The organism is Oryzifoliimicrobium ureilyticum (assembly GCF_037199735.1).
GTDB lineage: Bacteria > Pseudomonadota > Alphaproteobacteria > Rhizobiales > Rhizobiaceae > Rhizobium > Rhizobium ureilyticus.
The window spans coordinates 70,251-94,074 of the sequence record NZ_JBBBVQ010000023.1 but is presented as its reverse complement, the minus strand read 5'-3'; the positions used below and the strand labels follow the sequence as shown (position 1 = coordinate 94,074).

The following is a 23,824-nucleotide window of genomic DNA, read 5'->3' as shown; positions in this document are numbered from 1 at the left end:
ACAGCCCATCTTCCTCGAACCTCCTGAGAAGATAGGATAAATCATCTTCATTCCATTGCACGCTATAGTGCTGAGGTGGCGGAGGACTGATGATGCCGGAGACATCGGGGGCTGGGATGCCGTGTTCGGCAAACAGTGTGTGCACCACATCGACCGAAGTCTTGTCCATCCAGATGCGGCAGTCGGAACGGCGGGACAACAGCCACATCTGCGGGCGCAGCACCAGCGAGTAGGAGCGCAACCCGCGGGTGATGGGCGGTCCTTCATTCAGCTCGGTCACAAGGCCATTGAAGGGACGGCGCACGCCGCCGCTTTCGTCCTCGCCCTGCTGCACCTCGACGGAGACATCTGCCAGCCGGCCGATCAGTTCCTGCGGCTTGACCGCCTCCTTCTTGGCGCGGACGAACAGTCTGATCTCAAAGAGCTGCGAGACGCCCTCATCGACAATCACGCGCTCCGGCAAAAGCTGGTCTTCCCCCAGCGGCGACTTTACCTTCAGAACACGGCTCGCCTGGATGAAATCAGCGGGCGATAAAATCTCGTCCATGATGAACCTCAACGTTGAATTGTAAATACATCGTCGCTGGTCAAATTATTGCCGAAATGCAATCAAAGTTTGTGGCAAAATAACGTCATAATCGACAAGATCAAGAGGTTCCGTTAAGTGTTGCAAAATCCGGGGGTCACTCAGCGAATGCAAATGCAGAATGAATCTTGCCGTTGCTCCCGACGATCGGGTCGGCGTTGATGGCCCTCAACGACATCAATGGGGGACGACAAAGAGCCGGTCCTCGCTCTGTTCATCATGAGGCAGATCGCTACGCCCTTGAGCGCGAAGAAGCGAACAAGCGGCACGGTGCAGGATGGTGGGTGAGACTAAGACGACGCGGCAGGAGGATCGTCCGGCTTTTCAAAGACAGCATCTATGGATCGCCGGAGGCCAGCTTTGCTCAGGCCAAAGCCTATCGGGATGCGGTGATCTCCGCTGTCCCTCCTCCCACCAATCATGAACAGGCTGTGCGGTTGCGCAAAACCAACACCAGCGGGATTTCGGGCGTGCGTCGCATCGAGACAAGCCAAGGCAGCGCCTGGCAGGCGACGCTCATGACGAAGGAAGGACAAAAGCGCGAGAACTTTTCCGTTTCGAGGTTCGGTGAAGAGGCTGCCAAGTCGATGGCCATTACGCAAAGGCGCAAATGGCTCAAGGATCTGCCGGTCAAGCATCTCGCCTATGCCCAGCATGCCGAAGAGGTCAACAGAGAGCATTTCGCCGATCAGCTCGAGCCCGTCAGCGATGTCATGCCCGCCGTAACGATGCCCGAGGAAGAGATCGATACTCTTTTGAAAAACATCGATAAAAGATTCGACGCCATGCGTCCAAAACGTCTTCGGGTGCGTGTCAAAAGCTATGCGAAGAACAAGCTGACGATCGCCGTCTCCGATGCAGGGCAACCTGCAAAACGCAGAATGCTGCAGGTGAACACATCTTCAATGACGAAGGCGCAGATCATCAAAGCGGCAACAGAAAACATCGAGGCGGAAATCGCTCTTGTGCATGATCACGCCACGGCAAGCTGGTTCATGGCAGAGCACGGATCATCTCTGCTTGCGCCAGACCAGTTCGATCCGAATGCTGGATTTAACGTATTGCTGTGCCTTCCAAGCTGAAGGTTCAACAACTTTTTCGAGAAATTCCGTCGATGCCGAGCAGAGTTCCTTCGATTTCTCCGAGATTGCGGATGAGCGATGTCCGGTGGCCTGTTTTCAGGGCGAAGTGATCTTGGGGAAGTTTGTTGATACCGTCTCGGGTGGAAGACGATGGCCGCGATAAAGAGGATCTCGGTCTGTCATGACCGAGCATCCCGAATCCAGTTCCAGGCTTCGTTAAATCGACGATGCCTGTCGCACAGTTAAAATCTGTTCCTTGCTACACATGACGTCATGTCAGAACGACGGAACCAGATGGCGCGGCCACATCGCAATGGCGGATTGCCCGCTGTAAAGGCGATTTGCTCGTCAGCGCGCATACGAAGAACTTCATGCGGCTGGATCAGCGGTCTGGAGGCAAGCTGCTTTGAGCGAGTCGTGGATGATCCCCGCGATTGAACATTCCGGCTGACCTGGTCGATTTCGACAGTCGTTGTGCCACATCGGCGCGAGATGTAGTCGGCAGTTTCCGGATCGTTGATCGCAGCAAAGGAGATCCAGCTGGCGCTCTCGAACCATTTGCTGGACGCATCGTGACCGCCATAGGTTTCCCGCAACTGGCCGATAGACTGGTAGATCATTGTGAGCGTAATGCCGTATTTCCGTCCGGCGTCGCGGGCCGTTTCCAGCATTCGCATGTAACCGAGCCGTGCGACCTCATCGAGAAGAAACATCGCCCTCCCCTTGATCGCACCATCGCGATTGTAGATCGCGTTGAGGAAAGAGCCGATGATGACGCGTGCTAGGCCAGCATGTGTTTCCAGCGTCTTGAGGTCGATGTTGATGAACACGTCGGTCTTGCCATCCGCCAATGCATCGGTGGAGAAACTCGAGCCCGACACGAGCGCGGCGTAGTTTGCATAGCTCAGCCAATGCGTTTCCTTGATCGCATTGGCGTAGACGCCAGAGAAAGTCTCCGGAGTCATGTTGACGAAGGCGGCAACATTCTCCTTCACAAAATTGGAGGCGCAGTTGTCGTAGATCTCCTGGAGGCGCGCGCGAAGCTTCGGCTCCGGCTCCGACAGATTAGCCCGGACCTGGCGCAATGTCTGGTGCTTTGCCTCTGTATGGCCAGACAAACAAACATCGGCGATCATCGCTGTCAGAAGCTGCAGAGCGGACGACCGAAAGAAGTCATCGCGTAGGCCGATCGCGCGATCGCTGTCGCTCATGATCCATGATGCGACCGCCGCTATGTCTTCTTCCTTGGTGCCGCCATAATGACCAATCCAGTCGAGGGCATTGAAGCCGGAACCTGTATTTCTCGGGTCAAGAACAATGACCCGCCGGCCGGCCTTGCGACGATGCTCCATAACCATTGGCGCAACTTCGTTGGAGGGGTCAAGCACGATGAGCGTGCCGCCCCACTTCAATGCAGTTGGTATCGTGACAGATGTCGTTTTGAAGCCACCAGAGCCGGCAAACACAATTCCATGCGATGAGCCGAATGACCCGTCGAAGCAAAGAAGTGGTGCAGAGCCTCCTTTTCCCCAGCTTATCGGCTCGTCCGGACGAAACGATGTTGCCGCGGGATCGTCGCGATCGACACGGTATCGCTCGCCGACAACAATACCGCCTGCTTCGGGAAAAATCTTCTCGGCCTCTTGCATTGTCATCCAGTTGGCTTCGCCGTGCAGGGCTCGTTTACCCTGGATACGCCTCGGCTCGCTCCGCGAAAATGCAGCGTTTCCCATCTTCGCAACGCGCAGCGCGAAGAATGTTGCCAGCAGTGTCACGCCCGCCCCCATGCTGGTAGAAGGGTCGGTGTAGGACAGAAGCGTTCTTCCCGTCGGCACCTCATCAGCAAAGGCCATCAGCCGTGCCGCTTCTCTGAAGGCTGCGACGGCGATGACACCCAGACCACCCGCGGTAACGCCCCAGCCAGCCGTTTTGACGTTGGCCGATCCTCTGGTCCCGAACAGAAAGATGAGCCCACCTGCCCCGGCCAAAGCGAAGGGCAGCGCAAGCCCGATCCGCCCGAGCATCAGTCTTGCTTCATCCGTTGTTCCGAATGCGGAGAGCCCCCGTTCGATGCCAAGAAGGCCGAGCGCGATCGCCAGCATGGCCACCGGTGGAATGACGGCAATCAAGATCCTCTTAGGCGTCATCGGCAAATCCCTTCGCACCGCGTTCACACAGGCTGCCAAACCGACCGACGACATCTTCGAATCCGGACAGAAATCTGACATCCTCAATCTCGATCTCCCCCAGCCCTACCCGTATTGCAATCCGACCGATGCGTTCGGCGTCGCGTGTCTCCACCTCCTTCAGCTTCGCCTCCAGGCGAGCGATCTCTTCCCGGATTTTGGCGGGTGGCTTCTTCATGGGCNATCTGACATCCTCAATCTCGATCTCCCCCAGCCCTACCCGTATTGCAATCCGACCGATGCGTTCGGCGTCGCGTGTCTCCACCTCCTTCAGCTTCGCCTCCAGGCGAGCGATCTCTTCCCGGATTTTGGCGGGTGGCTTCTTCATGGGCGTGTCTTTCCGGGTGCTGATCGTTCGATGAAGAGCGAACCGTGGCTCAACGTTTTCCCTAGTGGCGAGCTGCAGATCTGCACCTCGCCACACAGCAAGCATTCGGTGAATGATCCCGGCCGTTCGAAAGGAGCGGATCCGAAGGGCGCAATTATACGTCGCTGACGCGACCCTTTGCTCAAGGGCTTTGCTAATGAATTGAATTCGGCTCTCCGCTCCGGACGATCAGATTGGTTCCATTCGATCTCAGGAGCTCGGTCTCGTGCCCGTCCCACATTTCTCGGTGAGTATCGTTACTCGCGGTTCCGGCCGCAGTGCCGTGCTGTCAGCGGCCTACCGGCATTGCGCCAAAATGGAATTCGAGCGGGAAGCCCGGACCATCGACTATAGCCGCAAGCAAGGGCTGCTCCATGAAGAGTTCGTCATTCCCCAAGATGCACCAGAATGGCTGAAAGAAATGATCGCGGATCGTTCGATCTCCGGCGCCTCGGAAGCTTTTTGGAACAAGGTCGAAGACTTTGAAAAGCGGAGCGATGCGCAACTCGCCAAGGATGTGACTATCGCCCTGCCGAGTGAGCTGTCCCACGAGCAAAATGTGGCCTTGGTCCAGATCTTCGTCGCGGAGCATGTTACTGCGAAGGGCATGGTCGCCGACTGGGTTTATCACGATGCTGCCGGCAATCCGCATGTTCATTTGATGACGACTTTGCGGCCTCTGACGAATGACGGCTTCGGATCAAAGAAGGTCGCTGTTTTGGGACCTGATGGCGATCCAGTCCGCAACGACGCCGGCAAGATCGTCTACAAGCTCTGGGCCGGCGGCGCCGAAGAATTCAACGGCTTTCGCGACGGTTGGTTCGCCTGCCAGAACCGGCAACTCGCTATTGCAGGATTGGACATTCGCATCGATGGGCGGTCCTTCGAAAAGCAAGGGGTCGAGTTGACGCCAACCATCCATCTCGGCGTCGGGACGAAGGCGATCGAAAGGAAAGTCGAAGTCCAGAGATCAGCAGGTCGAGAACAGGACGTTGCGCTCGAGCGGCTGGAACTGCAGGAACAGAGGCGCTCCGAGAATGCCCGACGGATCAAGCGAAAGCCGGAGATTGTGCTGGATCTTATCACCCGCGAGAAAAGCGTTTTCGATGAACGCGACGTCGCCAAAATCCTCCATCGCTATATCGACGATGCGGGCCTCTTCAAGAGCCTGATGGTGCGGATCCTGCAGAGCCCAGAAACCATGCGGCTCGACCGCGAGCGCATCGATCTCGTCACCGGTGTCAGGGCGCCGGCGAAGTACACGACCCGGGAGCTGATCCGCGTTGAAGCGCAGATGGCCAATCGGGCGATCTGGTTGTCACAGCAATCCTCCCATGCGGTCAAGCCAGCGGTCCTGCACGGCGTCATCTCCCGGAATGATCGCCTGTCGGACGAGCAAAAAACCGCCATCGAACATGTCACTGGTTCGCAGCGAATTGCCGCTGTGATCGGCCGTGCCGGTGCCGGCAAGACAACGATGATGAAGGCGGCGCGCGAAGCTTGGGAAGCGGCCGGCTATAGAGTGGTCGGGGGCGCGTTGGCAGGTAAGGCGGCAGAAGGTTTGCAAAAGGACGCTGGCATTGCCTCCCGCACGCTATCGGCTTGGGAGCTGAGATGGGATCAGAAGCGCAACCAGCTTGATGCGAAGACCGTCTTCGTTCTGGACGAGGCTGGGATGGTGTCGTCCCGGCAGATGGCACGCTTCGTCGAAGCGGCAAGCTCCTCCGGCGCCAAGCTCGTCCTGATTGGCGATCCCGAGCAGTTGCAGCCGATCGAAGCCGGCGCTGCCTTCCGCGCCATTTCCGAGCGGATCGGCTATGCGGAACTCCAGACGATCTATCGTCAGCGCGAACAGTGGATGCGGGACGCATCGCTCGATTTGGCACGTGGAAATGTCTCGGCTGCGCTCGATGCTTATGCCCTGCACAATATGGTGCGGACCAGTCGGACCAAGGACGAAGCACTCAAAGCCTTGATCGCCGACTGGGACCGCGAATACGACCATACGAAGACCTCTCTGATCCTCGCGCATCGCCGCGTCGATGCACGTCGGTTGAATGAGATGGCGCGCAGCAAACTCATCGAGCGAGGGCTGATTGAGCCCGGTCACACGTTCAGCACAGAAAACGGGGTCAGGCACTTTGCGGCTGGCGACCGGATCGTCTTCCTCAAGAATGAGGGATCGCTCGGCGTCAAGAACGGTATGTTGGCGCGTGTCATTGCTGCCCAACCGGGGCAGATCATTGCTGTGGTTGGTGACGGAGAAGACCGAAGCCAAGTCGTGGTCGAGCAGCGCTTCTACAACAACGTGGATCACGGCTACGCCACCACGGTGCACAAAAGCCAGGGCGCCACTGTCGACCGCGTCAAGGTGTTGGCATCAAGCACGCTCGACCGGCACCTCACCTATGTTGCCATGACGCGTCATCGCGAGACAGCGAAGCTCTATGTTGGGCTCGAAGAATTTGCGCAGCACAACAGCGGTGTTTTGATTGCCCATGGCGAGGCTCCTTACGAGCATCAGGCCAGCAACCGCAAAAGCTATTACGTGACGCTCGGCTGTTCCGATGGCCAGCAACGAACTGTCTGGGGCGTCGACCTCGCGCGGGCGATCGATATATCGGGCGTCCGGATCGGTGATCGCATCGGTCTCGAACTGGTCGGTTCGGAGCGGCTCACGCTGCCGGATGGCACTGAGGTCGATCGCACTTCCTGGAAAGTCGTGCCCGTGAAGGAGCTCGCAATGGTTCGGCTCCAGGAGAGGCTCTCGCGTCCCGGATCGAAGGAAACGACGCTCGATTATCAAGAAGCATCGCACGATCGCGCCGCCCTCCGGTTTGCGCAGGTGCGCGGTCTCCATCTGCTGAGTGTCGCCCGCACCATCGCACAGAACAAGCTCCAATGGACCATCCGCCAGTCGTCGAAAGTCACTGAGCTTGGTGCGCGCCTCCTCGCCGTTGCGGCAAAGCTCGGCCTTGGCAGCGTAAAGAGGAATATATCGGCAGCATCTGTTCTGAAAGAGACAAAACCGATGGTCTCAGGCACGACGATCTTCCCCAGATCGATCGGTCAGGCGGTCGAAGACAGGCTCTCGGCCGACCCGGGCTTAAAGGCCAGCTGGCAGGAAATCTCCGCTCGCTTTCACTACGTCTTTGCGGATCCACAAGCAGCGTTCAAGGCAGTCGATGTCGATGCCATGCTGACGAATGCGACGGTTGCCGCAGCGACAATTGCGCGTATAGCAGAGCGGCCGGAGAGTTTTGGTGCACTCAAGGGCAAGACGGGTCTGTTTGTCGGCAGCGCCGAGAAACAGGCGCGCCATACTGCCCTCGTCAACGCGCCAGCCCTTGCCCGCGACCTGCAGGATTTCATTGTAAAACGTGCGGAGATGGCCTCGCGCTACGAGGACGAGGAACGTGCGGTGCGTAGGAAGCTGTCACTCGATATTCCCGCTCTTTCCGTATCGGCAAAGCAGGTGCTCGAACGTGTGCGTGATGCCATCGATCGGAACGATCTTTCCGCCGGTCTGCAGTTCGCGTTAGCGGACAAGATGGTGAAGGCTGAGCTCGAAGGATTTGCCAAGGCCGTATCGGAACGCTTCGGCGAAAGAACGTTTCTACCGCTCGCAGCAAAGACAGCGGACGGAAAAACCTTTGAGCGAATTTCTGCAGGCATGCAGCAAGCCCAGAAGATCGAGCTGCGATCCGCGTGGGACACGATCCGGACTGTTCAGCACCTGGCGGCGCATGAGCGCACAGCAGTTGCACTCAAAGAGGCGGAAACCATGCGGCAGACCCTGATGAAAAGGTTGTCGCTGAAATGATGTCTACACCTCCTCCAGTTATGCTGTTGCGCGCCAAAGGCGACCAGGTCTCCTCATCCTCCCAGTCGCCTGTGGCCTCGCTCGCACCAATGAAGGTCTCAAGATCGCATGGCCGAAGAGTTTGAACGGGGCTCGGAGAACCAGATAGAGGATAATTACTGGCAGCACATAAGCCTGAAGTAGACCGAGCTCGCGTAATCCATACCGGCTGGCGGCGGTGCTTCGCCGCAAAAGAAGCCGAACACATGTCCGCACCAAACTTTGACGCCATCACCCAAAGATTCTTCTTGCGCACCCGGAGGCGTCCACACATGTCCTCAAGCCTGTGTTTCAGCCTTTCTGCTTATGCAGACATGTCCGGATGAAACGGGGTGCAGTTCACGTTGTTGGTGACTTAACGGTTGGCGGCTAATCGATCACTATGAACACGCCAACCGTTGAGTCACCAACAACGTGACAACCCCGGGCGAAGTCCTGCACCGCGCCGACGATAGCAATACCCGCCTTACATGAGGAGAAGGAGATCCTTCAGCATTGTCCGTAGTTCGGGCCACGGTGCAGCTTTGAGCTTCAACCTAGGATCGTGCATGACGATAAGGCAATGAAGCTTGGCGGTGACTTCGATCGGTGAAGAGGTCCGTGTGGTCCGCATGACGCGGCCGGAGATCCCCGCCCGCTCCGCGAGTTCTTGTTCCTGGGCAACGATCACGCTGTATCCCAAACGCCGATCCGCTTCTTTCCATCTTCTGCGGCGCCGACGAAGCTCGGTTCGCGCCTGAGATAGGTGTCTCGCATCGAGCTGAGAGGCCATTCGATTGAGATCGGCAAAAGAGTAAGCCTCGACGACGCCATCCCCTCCGATATTCGGAAGCGTCACCACCGGAAGATCGCTGGCCTCTTCGAGCAGTCGCGCCTGCAGCTTCTCCCTGAGACGGATGACCCTCATGTGCTGCTGGTGATAGTCGTACCAGCGAGGCCACATTTCTCTTACGGGAGTTGGACCGCTTTCCGTTCGCTGCGGGATTTCTGCACTCAGCGTGCTCAGCAGGCGGGCGGCGACAGGAAGAAGGTTTCGGCGATCGATGATTGGAGGAAGGTCTTTGCGCTTGCCGTGCTCACGTTTTTCTTTTCTACGCGAAATTGCAGGCAAAGTTCTGCTATTCTCAGAATCAGCCATGATCCAAGCTCCAGATAGCTAGGTTGTGGTTAGGTCAGGCAGGGCGGTTGCATCGCCTCGCCTGACCGTCTGCAGTGACGCAAGACCTGCATATTCTAGTAGGAAAACAAGGCGAATCAACTAAATTCGCCTATTATAGGCGATTTTTGATGCTACCTGTTCAGTGTCGGATGGCGCGCGCGGCTCTTGGCCTCAAAATAGCGGAACTCGCGGATCTGGCGAAAATGTCGACCAACACAATTGTTCGTTTCGAAAAAGGCAAGGAACTTAAACAGTCTACAATCGACGACCTCCGCCTGGTGTTGGAAAATGCCGGTATAGTTTTCATCCCTGAAAACGGGGATGGTCCTGGCGTACGGTTGAAGAAATCAGGTTCGTGAGAGCAACACGATGGCTTAGCAACGCGCTCTGTTCGGTTGAAGGCTAACGCTGTCGGAGTGAGCTGTGAGGAGACGGCAGATTTTGTCTGGTCCTGCAAGCCCGCGCGGCGGGGGGTTGTCACGTTGTTAGTGACTTAACGGTTAGCGGCTAATCGATCGCTATGAACACGCCAACCGTTAACTCACCGACAACGTGACGACCCCGGTTTTACTATTCGGTGCCGCAGCAGTCACTGCGACAACAGCGGCGGCCGTCTACAACGCAGATGAAATCGAAAAAGCTATCAGCGGCGCAATTTCCAGGGGTTAAGCGGGGTGTGTGCGCAACATGTTGCCCACCTTGCGATCCCCCCGTCGTACGATCGGAGGGCGTCTTGACCGTGTTCCACCCAGCGCACCGCATCACCCGCGCCCAGGGGATCCATATCAACGTGTATATTAGAGCGCAAAATCCAAAAAACTGTCAGTGTTTTTGGGCTACGCAAAAGGGTGTTGGATCGGTGCTTTGCCTCCCGCAGGGAGGTTCTGCACCTCCCAATTAGGTAGTTTTTTGAGGTCTTTGATGTACTTCCCGCTTGGATACAGTCTTGTGCCGTTGAAGGTTCCAGAAGATGTAAATGATTTTTTAGACGCGCTTTTCGACTCGGGTTTTTCTCGAACACGGATCGAAAGACCGATAATTTTCGATCAAGATGTAAGTCCCTCAGCTTTTGAAGTATTTCAATCCGTTCTGTCAAAGCACGTCGCTGTCCCAGATAACGATTTTTACAGCGTTTACAAGCTGTGGGGTAGCCTCTTTACCATGCTTGCGCATGCATCCTAAAAAATGGCCTCGTGAGGGGCGTCGAAGCTGATGAGCAATTTTCAAGCCGAGCTTCGCCGCCCATTCCGAGACACTTTGGAACGAGACGTTGATGCCTCTCTCCGCCAACAAATCTTCGACGTCGCGAAGGTTGAGCGGAAATCGGTAGTAGGGCCAGACCGTATGGGCAATGATCTCAGCGGGAAAGCAATGGCGTTTGATGTGGGCGAGCGGGCGCTTAGTCATGCAAGCCCAGTATCGACTCAATTCAAACAGGCTGTTAAGGCGACTCCACCCTTCGCTTGCAGCGAGGTCCAACGCTGAGCCTTAATCCACCCTGACTGTGCTGTGGTTAGCCTCTCAGCCACGCCATGAAGGACGGATCGTCACACACGATGATCAAGGCATGCCACCCGTGCGAACTTTGATAAAGATAACCCGAAAATTCACAAGCACTGTACGCAATCTCAACCCTTGGCTAAGCTATCGACCTTCCGGTAGAATCCGAGATATGAGGCCCATCCGCGTCAAGTGCGACAAACAGCGCCAGCAAACCAGAATTTGACGCGTTGTAAGTGCCCGAACTATTTGAGGAAGAAAGTCGATGCATCTTTCGATCTGGACCTATCCTTGGGATGTTCAGGACCAAGGCATTTCGCGCTTTACGAATGAAGTGATCGATAGGGCCGGCCTCAACACCGTCAGCCTCGCAACATCATACCATGCCGGTCGGTTCCTGCAGCCCAGGAGCCCGAAACAGAAAGCGTATTTTCCTGAAGACGGCACGGTATACTTCCAGCCCGATCAGAACCTGTGGGCTGGTAAAGAGATACAACCACTCCAGGCACGCAACGTAGCTCAGCGTGGTGACGTGCTCAGAGCACTGATAGAACAGCGACGCGAAACAGGATTGAGAGTATCCTGTTGGACAGTTTGCCTGCACAACAGCCGGCTTGGTGAGCGCCATCAGGATCATGTCACGCGCAACGCGTTTGGCAATGCAAATTACTACAACCTGTGCCCTTCGAGCCCTGCAGCTCGCGACTATGTCATAACTCTCGTCAAAGACATTACGAGAAATTACCAACCCGACATGCTCGAGCTCGAGAGCCCGAATTTTCTGGGTTTTGCCCATGAGTATCATCATGAAAAGGACGGCGTTGGATTGAACGGGGAAGACGATTTTCTGCTTTCCCTGTGTTTCTGTGAGCATTGCATGGCGCGCGCAGCCAAGGCCGGCGTTAGAGTGGAAGCGGCACGCGAAATAGTTTGCCACTTAATCGATGAGGTCTGTGAACGTGCCGTCCCAGAGATCCAGTTCCGAGATTTCCCGCAAGCTGGCATAGACGCGTTTTTAGACTATCCGAACCTTCACCATTTCCTCGCATGGAGATCGGAGCCTGTAACCAGCCTCATCGGAGAAATCAAAGCAGCGGCCGATCCCGAAACGCGGATCGTGCTCATTGACTTAAAGGATGGCTGGCTGGGCGGCGTTGACCTCGCAGCCGTTGGCAAGCTCTGTGACGGCGCAATTTTGTGCTGCTACGATGCCACGCCGGACGAGGTTGCTGAAGTGATCCGAACCGGCCGACGCTTGCTCGGCCCGGGAAAATTCCTGGGAGTAGGCCTCAGGGTCTTCTATCCAGAAGTCGATGGTCCCGAAATTCTGACATCAAGGGCTGAGGCCGCGGTCGATGCAGGTGCGGAGGGAATTAACTTTTATAATTACGGACTAATTCCGGCCCCACGCCTTGATTGGGTAAAGATGGCCGTCCTGGCTGCGAAGAATGGATGAGCCACGAACTCACAGGAGCCGTATTGCCAGCAGCATGATGCACCAATCGCTCTGCTCTAGACTGAATAACAGTTGGCCTGCAGCGGACGACGAGACATCCAGGAAGGGAATATAAAGCTAGCTCTTACCCTTCAATCGGTTCGCCGACCTGGATGAGGCAATCGCCAGCTTGGCTGTCGCAATGTAAGCGATGCGAGATAACGATACCACCTTCCGCAAAATGCAACTCCTCCTCGACTTCATCCAGCCTCTGGAGATCGTGGTACCAACCAGCGACTTCGCCTTTCGCAACACGTGCACCAAGCGTCACGGCCGGTTCGAACCAGCCTCGCCCTTCGGCATAAATTCCCTGGCTGTGACGCGACAGCGATAACAGCTGTAAAGAGCGAGGACGATCAGGCACAGATCTCGACAGCACCGTCTCCTTTACGATGCCGAGCGTCATCAGAAGTCGGTCAATCGCTGCTGCTGTAAAAGCCATACTGTCCGGCGTGACTGTGCCTCCGCCACCGAACTCACCAGATAGCCCAATTGCGCCAGCGCGAGCTGCAGCACCCATCGAGGTCGGCGCCATTGCTCCGTTGTCAGCGATGAAGGCGTGCGCCGCTCCCATCGCGCGCATGAGATCAAGCGAGCGCTGGAAGCGCGTTCGATCGGCCTGTCTCTCGATCAACGTGCAAGCAAGATGCGCCATCGAGGTGCCGCCCGAATGAAGATCAAGGATGACGTCATGGGCGGGAAAAAGCTCGCTCTCGAGAAAGTGAGCCAAGCGCGCGGTCGGCGGACCAGCTGGATCGCCAGGAAACGCGCGATTAAGGTTGCCGCCATCGAACGGCGAACAGCGTTTTGCTGCCATCACGGCAGGCAGATTCGCCATCGGCAGAATGGTGACGGCTCCTTGAATTTTCGAAACCTCCAGAATGCGTATCAATCGCGCCAATTGGAGTTCGCCTTCGTATTCATCACCGTGGTTTCCGGCCATGAGCAGGAGACTTGGTCCGTCTCCGTTCTTCAAACGAACGATAGGGATACGGATCTGATAATACGGCGAGCGATCTATCGAATAGGGTATCGCTAGATGCGCTGACTGCCTGCCCTCCCGCGCGAGATCGATTGGATTGATGATGCCACTATGCATGTTGTCTCCAATGGGTATTTCGGTCGAAAAAGCCGATGACGGCCGTGACCACTGTTATGTCGACGCGGATTCCACACCCACGAGCATTTGTCGAACCTGGCGAGGACATCAACTATGCAGCCGTCGCTGGAAGCCCGGTGCTGCCTAGAGGCTTTTGGACCGGCCCAATCGCTGACGATCCATGATATCCTGCCCTTTGAGATATTTATTCAGCCAAAACTCGTGAGATAGGCCTTTACAACGCGATGACCCTGATCGAGGCCGTAGAGTATGGCGTGCCGATCCAGACATGTGCAGGGGTGGGAGACGCCAAACTCAATGACGTCACCGACCTTTAATTCGGTTTGCTCCGACATCGACACAAACGCATGCTGGTCATTAAGTCGCTGCACGTGTGTGCCGGCCAGATCGCTGATGCGTTTGCCGTCCCGGTATAAAAATAGCGGGCGCGGAAGATCCTGATCGCTGGCGACGTCACGCATGCCCATACCCACGATGGCAAGCTTGGGTTCGGGTTGAGATAGAACTTCTGCCCAAAGTCTCAGTGCCGGTACGAACTCCTTCGAAGCTGATCGGAGAGATCCTGCAACAACAAAGCCGCGGCGTGCATCTAGGCTTTTTAGGCCTCGCTCATAGACACCATGATCATGGAAGAAAATCGCTCCACTGCGTAAAATCAAAATACAATTATGGTCACTCGCAACGGCAATACCCAAGCCGTCAACGACCATATCAAAGAACACCGAGCCGCCGGCAGTGACGATCAATCTGCGGCCATCATTGAGCCGTTCGCGCACGATGGGCAAAAACGATGCGGTCAACGCCATCAAATCCTTAATGCGATTGCTGGTCTGCACCGGATCTTGCGTCGCTGCCGATCCCTCATAAGCAGCAATACCTGTCAGGCGGAAGGTTGGGCTTTCCGAGGAAAGGATCGCATTCAGAAGCACCATGCCCGTTTCGAGAGTGCGCGCACCCGCCCTGCCAACGCCGAATTCAATAAGAAGGCCGATGGCGGGAAGGTCGTCGCGTTCGGCCCAGGCCTTAAGAAGAGCATCGACAGCATCGAGTGAATCCACGAAAACGTGCAGCTCGATCTCTTTATGCCCGGCAACTGCAGCAGCAAGGCGGCGAGCCGCCGCAATTCCACCCGTCTCATTAGCCGTGATCAATCGCGTAAGGCCGGCTTTTAGCAAAACGCTTGCTTGACGAATATCAGCAACGGTTGTTCCCCAAGCCCCTAACGAAATCAACCTTCTGGCCAGGTCGACCGACATCGGCGTCTTGGCGTGCGGAGCAATCTCAACGCCTTGGCCTTTGACGTAGTCGATCATCGCCCTGATGTTTCCCGCGAATGCCGTTTCGTCGAGTGATATCAACGGCAGTGACATCACACCGTCATAGGGGCTCCAACCGCGTTCACCGATCGCCTCAAGCTTCATCGGGGGATGCCCAGAGGGAAAACCACGAACGCGGTTATCGATAATTGGATCACCTGAGGCATTGACAGTCAGATCAGACATCTTTTTCTCCCAAAGCCGTGCTGACTTCAGCAAGCTTCAGCCGGTAGGTCTCATTAGCAGTGGAAAAAAACAGCGCACGCTGCTCGTCGAGCGATAGCGGTTCGACAGCCCACCGAAAGACCTCATAAATCTGGTCAAATGTCGCGTGCAGACCGGCTACCGGAAAGTCGCTCGCAAACATGCAGCGCGACGGGCCGAAACAGTTCAAGCAATGGTCGATCACTATGTCGAGACTTTCGAAAGTCCAATCGTTGTCGTAGGCAACCAGATCTGAAATCTTCAGTCGTAGGTTTGGCGCTGCGCTAAGGGCCCTTAATCCCTGTCGCCAAACTGCCATCCCGTCTCGCGAACGGTCCGCAGGACTGCCTGCATGGTTGAGCACGAACTGCGTGTTGGGAAAAGCGCGTACCAGATCAAGGGCCTCCTGCATCTGCCACGGAAAGAGCATCAAGTCGAAGACGAGATTCAGCCGTTCGACATGTTTAAGCCCTTCCCGCCATCGTGGATCCATCATACGGGTTGGGCACGGCGCGAAGCTCTTGGCGGGCTCTGGATGCCAACTCACGATGTCTCGAATACCGACGACCCTCTGGTTCTTCGCCTCCTCTTCTAAAAGCGAAACTGCATTTGGGGCATCAAGCCTGACACGCGCGATATACCGCTCGGCAATTCCGTCGCTATGATCAAGACTGTCTAACCACTGACTTTCTTCTAACGGATACTCATCAGACCAACCGGCTTCGACATGAACAGTGGCAACCACGTTCTGGCACGCGGCGTGAGCACGGTATTCCATGACGCCATAGTCGCGCAGGATAGATTTAAGCGAGCCGAACACCATTTCCGTGTCGTTCACTCTTGCTTTCTCGAGCCACGGATGGCGTCTCAGCGAGAGATCCCAAAGATGATGATGCGGGTCGATCACGGGGCCCGAATAGCGGCAAGTCATCTTCGTGCCTCTCGTCCGGATATCAACAAAAGGGTAAGGATCAGCGTGCCGAACATGATCGAGCGCCAACCAGGCGATGCATTGACCACCGTGATCAGTGCCGTCGTCGTAACGAGCAGGATCGCTCCAGGGATCGTGCCGGCATAGGTGCCCCGACCACCTAAAATCGATGTACCGCCAAGCACCACCGCGGCGATAGAAGTCAGGAGATACGGGTCACCGATACCGACGTAGCCTTGACGATTCATCCCAAGCACCAAGATCCCAGCCAGCCCAGCGAAGAATCCGGAAAGTGCATAAAGAATCAGGGTGTTGCGAGTCATGCTGACCCCCGACAAGCGTGCAGCGAGTGGATTGGCGCCGAGCGCGAGAAAACGTGCACCGATTGGCATTCGGTGAATGATAACAAGCACGATGGCCGAGACTGCGATCCATAATAGAACGCCGCTTGGAATACCGAAAGGCCGGGCCTGACCTAGAAGAATAACTGCAGAGTTCTGTACGGTAACGGCGCTCCCTCCAGCGACAATCACCAATAAGCCTTGTAGGAAAGTGGCCATTGCAAGCGTCATAATGATGGGCGGCACTCTTAGAAAGGTCGCGCCTGCACCGTTCGCGAGGCCGATTGAGATCGCGATCATGAGCGATAGCCCAACGCCAACAAGCCCGCTTGGATCCCAGCCGGGTGAGATGAGAGGCAGTAAAATTGCGGTCACTGTGATGACGGCGCCGACCGAAAGGTCAATCCCTCCCATAAGAATGACAAGCGTTTGCCCTGCCGCTGCAATGCCTATGACTGCCGAAAGCTCCAACAGATACCGCAAATGTCCATAGGCCCCAAATCCCCGGAGAGTGAGAGAAGCAGCAATCCAGACGAACGCAACAAGTACAAGGGTCAAGAGCGGTGGATTGCGCAAGACGGTTCTAGCGATACTCATCGTTTAACCTTCCATTGTGCCACAAGTTCTGGCACGGCAACTGCACCCACGATGATCAAACCCTGTGCCACATACTGAGCAACAGGCGGAAAGCCCAGGAAGAACATGACGTTGATCATCACGGAAAGCAGAAGGCTTCCGCAAATAGCACCCCGCATTGTTCCGCGCCCACCCAGGAAGCCGACACCGCCTAAGACCGCGGCAGCAATGGAATTCAGCGTAAACGGCGTTCCGATGATTGGGTCGCCGGAGCCGGTCTGCGCCGCAACGAATAGGCCCGCAAGAGCTGCTAGCAGACCGGATATCGCAAATGATGCGATTTTCACGCGTTCAATTGGGACTCCCGAGCGGAAGGCTCCGAGCGGGTTGTCACCTGCTGCATAAACGCCAAGCCCCAGGGGGGTGCCGAGAAACAGTTTCCAGAGCACAAGGATCAACACCAATAGGGCAAACGCGACAGGTGTGTTGCCGGCAAGCGTGTTTGAAAGCCAAACCGGAACGAAACCGCCAGGACGAGGTAATAGAATAAGCGCAATCCCACCAATGATGAAAGATCCCGCAAGAGTCACAATGATTGCCGGCAGCCTGAGATACGCGACGATAAGGCCGGTAATTGCACCGATGACGAGACCCGAGGTCGCGACAGAAATGACACCCCCCGGAACGCCGAGCGTCCCGCCCATGGTGAGAGAGGCAATCACGGCTCCCAAACTGACGAGCGGGCCGATCGCCAATGTGATACCTCCGTTTAGCATCAGCAAAGCTTGCGCCATAGTCACCAGCGCGAGTGGAAACCAATTCTGCGTGAACTTTGAAAACCCACCTATCGACAAAATGCCAGGGAACAGAAGGGCGTAGAGGAAAAGGAAGGCGGCAACCACGAGATAAAGTCCGCCAAGCCCGCGGTTGCGCCGCCGCTGGATAGCGGCGTAGAGTGAGATGGAAGTTGATTTTGTCATGGGGCAATCTCCCTAGAGGCCACGCCCATCGCTGCACCGACGATTGCTTCTTCAGTGATACTGTCGCCTGAAAGCTCCGCCGCGATCTGCCCTTCGCGCAGGACAAGCACACGATGACAAAGATTCACAAGCTCAGGCGTATCGGAGCTCGCAAGGATGACCACTTTGCCTTCGGCGGCAAAATTGCGCAGCATCAGGTAGATTTCCCTCTTCGTATCGATGTCGACGCCGCGGGTCGGGTCGTTCAGGAGAAACACGCTCGGTTCGAGCGGCAGCCACTTTGCAAGCGCCACCTTCTGTTGGTTGCCTCCGGACAACGCCTGGACAGGGCGCGCAACATCGCCCTTGATCGCTAATCGTTTTGCAAGTGCAGCGATGAGCCCGCTCTCTGCATTGCGGTCGCGAAAACCTCGGCGCGCAAGCCTGCCAAGCGATGGCAAAATAACATTTGATGCGATCGAATGCGGGAGAACCAAACCTTCGTGCTTGCGGTCCGCTGGGACATAGACAATACCAGCGGCGTTTGCATCGGAAACCCTTTCTGGCAGGCTGTCCTTACCATCGATGGCAGCCCGCACCGCACGCGCCGGAATAGCACCGTAAAGACCGAGGAGCAGATCCTCCTGCCCCTGCCCCACAAGGCCCCCAATACCGATAATTTCCCCAACATGTGCTGAGAAGGTTGCATCGCTGACCCGTCCAGCGGAAAATCCAACTACGTTGATCCGCTCCGAACCTTTCTCGGGCAACGACCGCGCAGGAAACAGTTCCCCAGCTTCGCGGCCGACCATTAGGCGAACAAGACCTTCGGCATCGATACCCGCAAGTGATTGGTCCGCGGTTACGAGCCCGTCCTTTAGGACGGTGACATGCGAGCAGAGTGCCTGCACCTCATTAAGACGATGGGAGATATAAAGGATCGCAACGCCTCGCTCGCATAAGGTTGTAATGAGCCGCGCAAGGACGCCCGCTTCATGAGCCGAAAGTGAGGAGGTCGGCTCATCAAGAATGAGAACACGGGGTTTGCGAAACAGCGCTTTGGCTATCTCGACCATTTGACGTCGACCGAGCGAGAGGTCGGAAACTGGCGTATCGAGTCGCTCGGTCAGGCCCACCATTTCGCAAACGTCTTCGACGTTATTCTGAAGCGCCTTATAGTCAATCAACCCAAAGCGACGCGGATAGAAGCCGAGACCGATGTTCTCAGCAATGGAGAGATCGGCTGCAAGGCTCAGCTCCTGCTGAACAACGGCTATCCCTGCCGTTCGCGCCGAGGATGGCGATAGTCGGGCAACCGGAACTCCGTCGATCGCGACGGTTCCGTCATCCGGCTGCAGAGCACCCGACAGTATATTGATCAATGTCGATTTCCCGGCCCCGTTCTCACCGAGCAGGGCGTGAACCCTACCCGGACAGAGGGCAATACTGACGCCCTTGAGAACCGGATTACCGAAAAAGCCTCGATACACCTGCCGGGCTTCCAGCAGAGGCTTCACGTTGTTCATTATCTGACCTTTCGATCAGGCTACTGAGCAAGCAGCTTATCGAAAAGCGCCTGGTCGTATTCGGAATAAATATACCCGTCGGCCGGGAATTTGTCAGCACGAGCTAAATATGAATCTATCGAGGTATCATCGATGACTGGAAGCGGGACCTTGACGAAGGAAGGTACATTTTTGCCTTGGAGTGCTTGAACAGCCGTATAAACCGAGAGGGCGCCAAGCCAGTTTGGCTGCATCGTTGCCCAGCCTTTGAGACCCTTTTCCTTCCAAAGTTCCAAGAATTGGCGAGCATTCTCACCAGTGATTGGGACTTGCTCACGCCCCTGGCGGTCGAAAGCAAGGAGAGAGCCGGCAGACAGAGACCCGCCAAGCGAGAGAACACCGTCGATTTCCGGATTTGCAAAGAGCAAGCTTGTCATCGCCTCTTGGGCAGGGGCAACGTTGTATTCCGTGTTGGTCTCTGTGATGACCTCGATGCCCTTATTCGCATCAAGAACCGGTTGTGCACCCTTTCGCCGGTCATCGCTTACCGAAATGCCGGCCGGACCGTTCATGATGATGATCTTGCCCTTGCCACCCAACTGGTCGACAAGCCATTTAGCCGCCGTTCCGCCCCACTGACTGGAATCGGTGTTGATTTTTGCGGTGACTTTGTCGGTATTTACTAAGCTGTCGAAGTTAACGATCGCGATACCCTTGTCGCAGGCATCAGAGATTACGCGGTCTAAGGCGTTAGAAGATCCTGCGATAACGACGATCGCGTCGACGTTCGCATCGATCATTGACTGGATTTGCTGGATCTGGGTTTGAGCGTTACCCTGTGCGTCGGTCACCATCAAATCCTTGACCAAGCCTGCTTTCTTGAGGTCATCGACTTCAGCCTTGATGGTACCTTCCGTCTGCTTCATCCACGTCGGCACGGAATAAATGTTTGCCCAACCAATCGTATAAGGCGCCTTGCGACCGCCTTTAATGCAATTGGCAGCCGCCGATGCCGTACCGTTCGATAGGGCAATTGCTAATCCGGCAGCGAAGGAAGCCATCGCAAGCCTTTTAAATGTCTTCAGATTTCCCTGTCTGTCCGCAGTCATAAGAGTTCCCTTTTTTTTAATCAGATGTGACTCCACGGAGAGGAAAGTTCTCGTCGATCAATCTGTTTGACAACGTTATCATTCGTTCTCAAAGAGCTGTCAATGATAACGTTGTCAAATATTACAAAACCTTCTACTAATACTGAGCGACGACAATGTTCCATTCGCGAGTGTGCGTGCATCCTGCGAGACGCGAGTGCGTTTGACATATCGGCGCGCTAGTCAGCCAGCCCCGACAGGCTTCAGGAAAATAATGAACACCCAGCACGATGCGGAAACTGAAAGCCTAGTTTACGATGATGTCGTTCGCATCATGGATCAACCGTCGTTAAGCGCGACAGTTCATGAGGGGAATTCCGGTTTTACGAACCAGCGCGCGAGTCTGGCGGATGTTGCCCGGCTGGCAGAAGTCTCACCAATTACGGTGTCGAGAGCCTTGCGCAATCCAGCGCGGGTGAGGCCTGACAAGCGAAAACGCATTCAGCTTGCGGTCGAGCAGACTGGTTACAGCATTAATCCATACGCCAGCGCCCTTAAGAGCGGACGATCCAACATAGTCCTGGCTTTCGCATCGAATACGATGAGCGAGCAATTTTCACTTGCGTTAAAAGCCTGCGCCGAGGTTCTTGAAAAGGCTGGATTTCTGTTCCTGGTTGGTCAAACCTCGTACTCCTATGAGCGCGAAACGGCTGCTATTCGCTCTCTCCACGCCATGAAGCCAGCTGCCGTTATGTTCACGGGGGTCATCGAGCTTCAAGCCAACCGGGAAGTCTTGCGAAGTCTTGAAATTCCAATCATGGAAACGTGGGCGTTCCCCAAAGACCCGATCGACATGCTCGTCGGATTTTCCAACACCGAAGCGGGTCAACTCGCCGCAGAACTGCTTTCTCGGAAAGGCTATCGAGAAGTTGCCTATATTGGACGCCGAAGCGGACGAGGCGCGCTTCGGCTGAAGGGTTTTCGCACGCAATGCCAGCTTCTGGGAATGGATCTCGTCAGCGAGGTATTGGTCGACGATATCACAGGCCTTTCGAAGGGAAGAAGCTGCTTGCACGAGATCCTCAAAAGCGCAGTCAATCCGCAAGCTGTCTTTTGTGCCAATGACGTTCTCGCTCTTGGCTGCTTGATGGAAGCCCGGCGTCTCGGGATCTCAGTACCGAAGGACCTCGGGATCATCGGCTTCGGAGACAGCGACATAGCGGCAGAAATCCCTCCGGGTTTGACAACAATAGGCGTCGACAGCGCAAGGCTTGGCAATGAGGCAGGCAAGATGCTGATCGCGCGGCTATCCGGCGAAATCATTGATGAAAAGACACGCCGCCTCGATCTTATCGTCAGTGAGCGCGGAAGCATCTGAAGAGACGTAACTTAAGCTGCTCATCAGATGCGAGCCAATGATGGTTCCAATGCCTGTGCTTTGTCGTATGAACAGCCCGCACCGCTATCAGATGTGGCCATTTGGAACTGGCGTTTTCCAGCGCTGATCCTTGATGTGGGGTGAAGGAAGATTCAAAAAAGGGCGCCAAAATTTTTTGGCGCGCAGCTCACATTTTTTGCCGAGATCTCACCCACGGCCGGAGAAACTACGCCAAATACCGTTAACTCCTCCTCGATGTTATAGAGCTAGCGGAGGAACTGCGCTCGCTATATGCCATCACAGATAAAGCTGCTGCGCCAACTCAAAAGGCAGAAGACACGCAAGCTCCCGAAAGACAGGAACAGCTGATATGCGGATGTGGAAATGGCGTAAACCCTACTCACCCGATTTCGATACCGACAAAGCACAAGCAGTCGTCCGCATTATCATCGTCAGTTTGGTCTCGATTTACATATTTCCGCAAATTTTCAGCGGCATGGCTCCCACAGAAGCGCGAGGTTTAAACTATTTCATTCCCTATTTTTACGTTTTCTCGATTGTCATCTATTGGTGGGTTGTAAAAAGACCCGGTGCCCATAGCCTGCGCCGCGCGATAACGATATCGCATGACATTGGTGCCTTGACCTATGCGATGGCGGTCGGCGGCGTTGGATTTTTGCCGTTATATTCCATTGTTATTTGGGTGACCGTGGGTAACGGCTTGCGGTTTGGAACAGCCTACTTAGTCATATCAACCATAGGCGCCCTTATCTCCATTGGAGTGACAACTTATTTCAACGCCTACTGGCGGGATAATCCGTATATTGTTCTAACGCTTGCAAGCACCACCGTTCTCGTTCCAGCCTACATTTATATTTTACTTGATCGCGTGGAGAAGGCCTATGCCGCAGAGCAAGAGGCAAGCCTTTCTAAATCGCGTTTCCTAGCCCAAGCGAGCCACGACCTGCGTCAGCCAATTCATGCGATCAGCCTTTTCACCGCGTGCCTGCGAGATGCAAACCTGGCTGACAGGGAACTGCAAATGGTCGAAAACATCGACCGATCTCTCCAGAGCGTTTCACGGCTTTTCAAGTCTTTGCTGGACATATCGACGCTCGACAGCGGCAGGGTCCAGCCGGTGATCGAACCGATTGCCATTGCGGAAATTATAGAAGATGTGGTTCGCCAAAACTGGGAAGCAGCACAAATCGACGGAACTGAATTACGCACGATCGCCTGCAACGCGATTGTGCTGACTGATAGAACTCTGTTCACGACAATGCTCCAGAACATCGTCAACAACGCTATCAAGTACGCTCCTGGCCGGCCAATCCTTATCGGTTCTCGACGCCGTGGCGAAACCCTCGCGGTTCACGTTCTTGACCGTGGCCCCGGAATTCCAATTGAACACCAATCAAAGGTATTTGATGAGTTTTATCAGGTCAGGGAGCGTGGGAGCAAAGATATTGATGGCGTCGGGCTTGGTTTACCAATCGTACGCCGACTTGCCCGCCTCCTTAGACTGGAGGTCGCGCTACACTCCATACCCGGCCGCGGAACCCGCGTTACCCTCGCCGGCCTCACGATCGTTCCCAGCTTTACGAGAAACACCGCTAAATCCGGTCAAGATACTGAGGCTGAGGTGAAAGGTTTGAGAATCTTGCTGGTCGAGGATGATGAAGCTGTTCTCATGGCAACCGCAAGTCTTCTATGCAAATGGGGCTGTCAGGTACAAGCCGAACCCGCTGTACCGAATAATGTTGGCGATATCGATCTGCTCATCACCGATTTTGATCTTGGCAATGGTATAACGGGCACCGAGTGTATCGAGACGGTACGCGCAATGGTTGGCCGAAAGGTTCCGTCGGTCGTCATGAGTGGCCATGATGAAACACGAGTGAGCGAGGATTTAGGTGAGCCTGAAATACCGGTTCTTTCAAAGCCAGTTCGCCCCGCCGAACTCCGCTCTATCATCCTGACAGAGGCATTAAGGACGCATGCAGGACACTAATAAATATATTCAGATTGCCTATAGCAAGAAGCACTTTAAACTTGAGCGCTGAACAGAATTTCCGGCTTTACATCATTATTTGCTAAGGCTTCGCATACTTTAATGAAAACTTGTCATGCGTTGCTTACCAGCATATATAATTCTCTAATTTCATCAGG

General features: G+C 55.4%; 17 protein-coding genes and 2 pseudogenes. 6 read left to right on the top strand and 13 right to left on the bottom strand.

The features are described 5' to 3' along the window. The coding region (locus tag VQ830_RS24265; protein ID WP_337270737.1) for a contractile injection system protein, VgrG/Pvc8 family at positions 1-547 on the bottom strand (547 nt) is incomplete at its 3' end. A 167-nt stretch (positions 548-714) separates the two neighbouring features. Between VQ830_RS24265 and VQ830_RS24260 the strand changes: the two genes are divergently transcribed. Continuing rightward, positions 715-1,668 (top strand): hypothetical protein, encoded by a 954-nt coding sequence (locus VQ830_RS24260; protein WP_337270736.1) that lies wholly within the window; start codon positions 715-717, stop codon positions 1,666-1,668. Between the two features lie 242 nt (positions 1,669-1,910). Here VQ830_RS24260 and traG read toward each other — a convergent pair whose 3' ends face one another. The 3 genes and pseudogenes from traG to VQ830_RS24245 form a co-directional block, all read right to left on the bottom strand. Then, positions 1,911-3,815 (bottom strand): Ti-type conjugative transfer system protein TraG, encoded by a 1,905-nt coding sequence (gene traG / locus VQ830_RS24255; RefSeq protein WP_337270735.1) that lies wholly within the window; start codon positions 3,813-3,815, stop codon positions 1,911-1,913. After that, on the bottom strand, positions 3,805-4,032 hold the full coding sequence (locus VQ830_RS24250) for a TraC family protein (RefSeq protein ID WP_337270743.1): 228 nt from the start codon (positions 4,030-4,032) through the stop codon (positions 3,805-3,807). Before VQ830_RS24250 ends, traG begins: the two co-directional genes overlap by 11 nt. A 24-nt stretch (positions 4,033-4,056) precedes the next feature. Then, positions 4,057-4,182 (bottom strand): annotated as a pseudogene (locus tag VQ830_RS24245) (TraC family protein); the annotation flags it as partial. Positions 4,183-4,447: 265 nt separating this feature from the next. Between VQ830_RS24245 and traA the strand changes: the two are divergent. Further along, positions 4,448-8,044, top strand: a complete 3,597-nt coding sequence (traA, locus tag VQ830_RS24240) for a Ti-type conjugative transfer relaxase TraA (protein WP_337270734.1) — start codon at positions 4,448-4,450, stop codon at positions 8,042-8,044. A 505-nt stretch (positions 8,045-8,549) separates the two neighbouring features. On the opposite strand, the gene VQ830_RS24235 is transcribed toward traA, so the two are convergent. After that, complete coding sequence (locus VQ830_RS24235) at positions 8,550-9,221, bottom strand: hypothetical protein (protein WP_337270733.1); 672 nt, start codon at positions 9,219-9,221, stop codon at positions 8,550-8,552. A gap of 74 nt (positions 9,222-9,295) precedes the next feature. On the opposite strand from VQ830_RS24235, the gene VQ830_RS24230 reads away from it, so the two are divergent. After that, complete coding sequence (locus VQ830_RS24230; RefSeq protein ID WP_438618614.1) at positions 9,296-9,601, top strand: helix-turn-helix domain-containing protein; 306 nt, start codon at positions 9,296-9,298, stop codon at positions 9,599-9,601. Positions 9,602-10,424: 823 nt separating this feature from the next. On the opposite strand, the pseudogene VQ830_RS24225 reads toward VQ830_RS24230, so the two are convergent. Next, positions 10,425-10,649 (bottom strand): annotated as a pseudogene (locus VQ830_RS24225) (IS6 family transposase); the annotation flags it as partial. Between the two features lie 358 nt (positions 10,650-11,007). On the opposite strand from VQ830_RS24225, the gene VQ830_RS24220 reads away from it, so the two are divergent. Next, positions 11,008-12,198: a hypothetical protein gene (locus VQ830_RS24220; RefSeq protein ID WP_337270732.1), complete on the top strand. Its 1,191-nt coding sequence runs from the start codon at positions 11,008-11,010 to the stop codon at positions 12,196-12,198. A gap of 124 nt (positions 12,199-12,322) precedes the next feature. On the opposite strand, the gene VQ830_RS24215 is transcribed toward VQ830_RS24220, so the two are convergent. From VQ830_RS24215 to VQ830_RS24185, 7 genes are all read right to left on the bottom strand, one after another. Further along, positions 12,323-13,336 carry a M14 family metallopeptidase gene (locus VQ830_RS24215; protein ID WP_337270731.1) on the bottom strand — a complete coding sequence of 338 codons (1,014 nt, stop codon included), beginning with the start codon at positions 13,334-13,336 and terminating at the stop codon, positions 12,323-12,325. Between the two features lie 209 nt (positions 13,337-13,545). Further along, entirely contained in the window at positions 13,546-14,859 is a 1,314-nt protein-coding gene (locus tag VQ830_RS24210) for an alanine racemase (protein ID WP_337270730.1), read from the bottom strand. After that, positions 14,852-15,808, bottom strand: a complete 957-nt coding sequence (locus VQ830_RS24205) for an amidohydrolase family protein (protein ID WP_337270729.1) — start codon at positions 15,806-15,808, stop codon at positions 14,852-14,854. Before VQ830_RS24205 ends, VQ830_RS24210 begins: the two co-directional genes overlap by 8 nt. Then, complete coding sequence (locus VQ830_RS24200; RefSeq protein WP_337270728.1) at positions 15,805-16,746, bottom strand: ABC transporter permease; 942 nt, start codon at positions 16,744-16,746, stop codon at positions 15,805-15,807. The genes VQ830_RS24205 and VQ830_RS24200 overlap by 4 nt, the downstream gene beginning before the upstream one ends. Then, the gene (locus VQ830_RS24195) at positions 16,743-17,705 is read right to left on the bottom strand and encodes an ABC transporter permease (protein ID WP_337270727.1); all 963 of its coding nucleotides are present in this window, start codon (positions 17,703-17,705) and stop codon (positions 16,743-16,745) included. Before VQ830_RS24195 ends, VQ830_RS24200 begins: the two co-directional genes overlap by 4 nt. Next, a complete protein-coding gene (locus tag VQ830_RS24190; protein WP_337270726.1) occupies positions 17,702-19,210 on the bottom strand; it encodes a sugar ABC transporter ATP-binding protein in 1,509 nt (502 codons plus the stop codon). The genes VQ830_RS24195 and VQ830_RS24190 overlap by 4 nt, the downstream gene beginning before the upstream one ends. 20 nt (positions 19,211-19,230) lie before the next feature. Beyond that, positions 19,231-20,250, bottom strand: coding sequence for an ABC transporter substrate-binding protein (locus VQ830_RS24185; RefSeq protein WP_337270741.1), 1,020 nt, complete (start codon positions 20,248-20,250; stop codon positions 19,231-19,233). A gap of 301 nt (positions 20,251-20,551) precedes the next feature. On the opposite strand from VQ830_RS24185, the gene VQ830_RS24180 reads away from it, so the two are divergent. Then, a complete protein-coding gene (locus tag VQ830_RS24180; RefSeq protein ID WP_337270725.1) occupies positions 20,552-21,655 on the top strand; it encodes a substrate-binding domain-containing protein in 1,104 nt (367 codons plus the stop codon). Between the two features lie 370 nt (positions 21,656-22,025). Then, the gene (locus VQ830_RS24175) at positions 22,026-23,666 is read left to right on the top strand and encodes a hybrid sensor histidine kinase/response regulator (RefSeq protein WP_337270724.1); all 1,641 of its coding nucleotides are present in this window, start codon (positions 22,026-22,028) and stop codon (positions 23,664-23,666) included. The last annotated feature ends 158 nt before the right edge of the window (positions 23,667-23,824 follow it).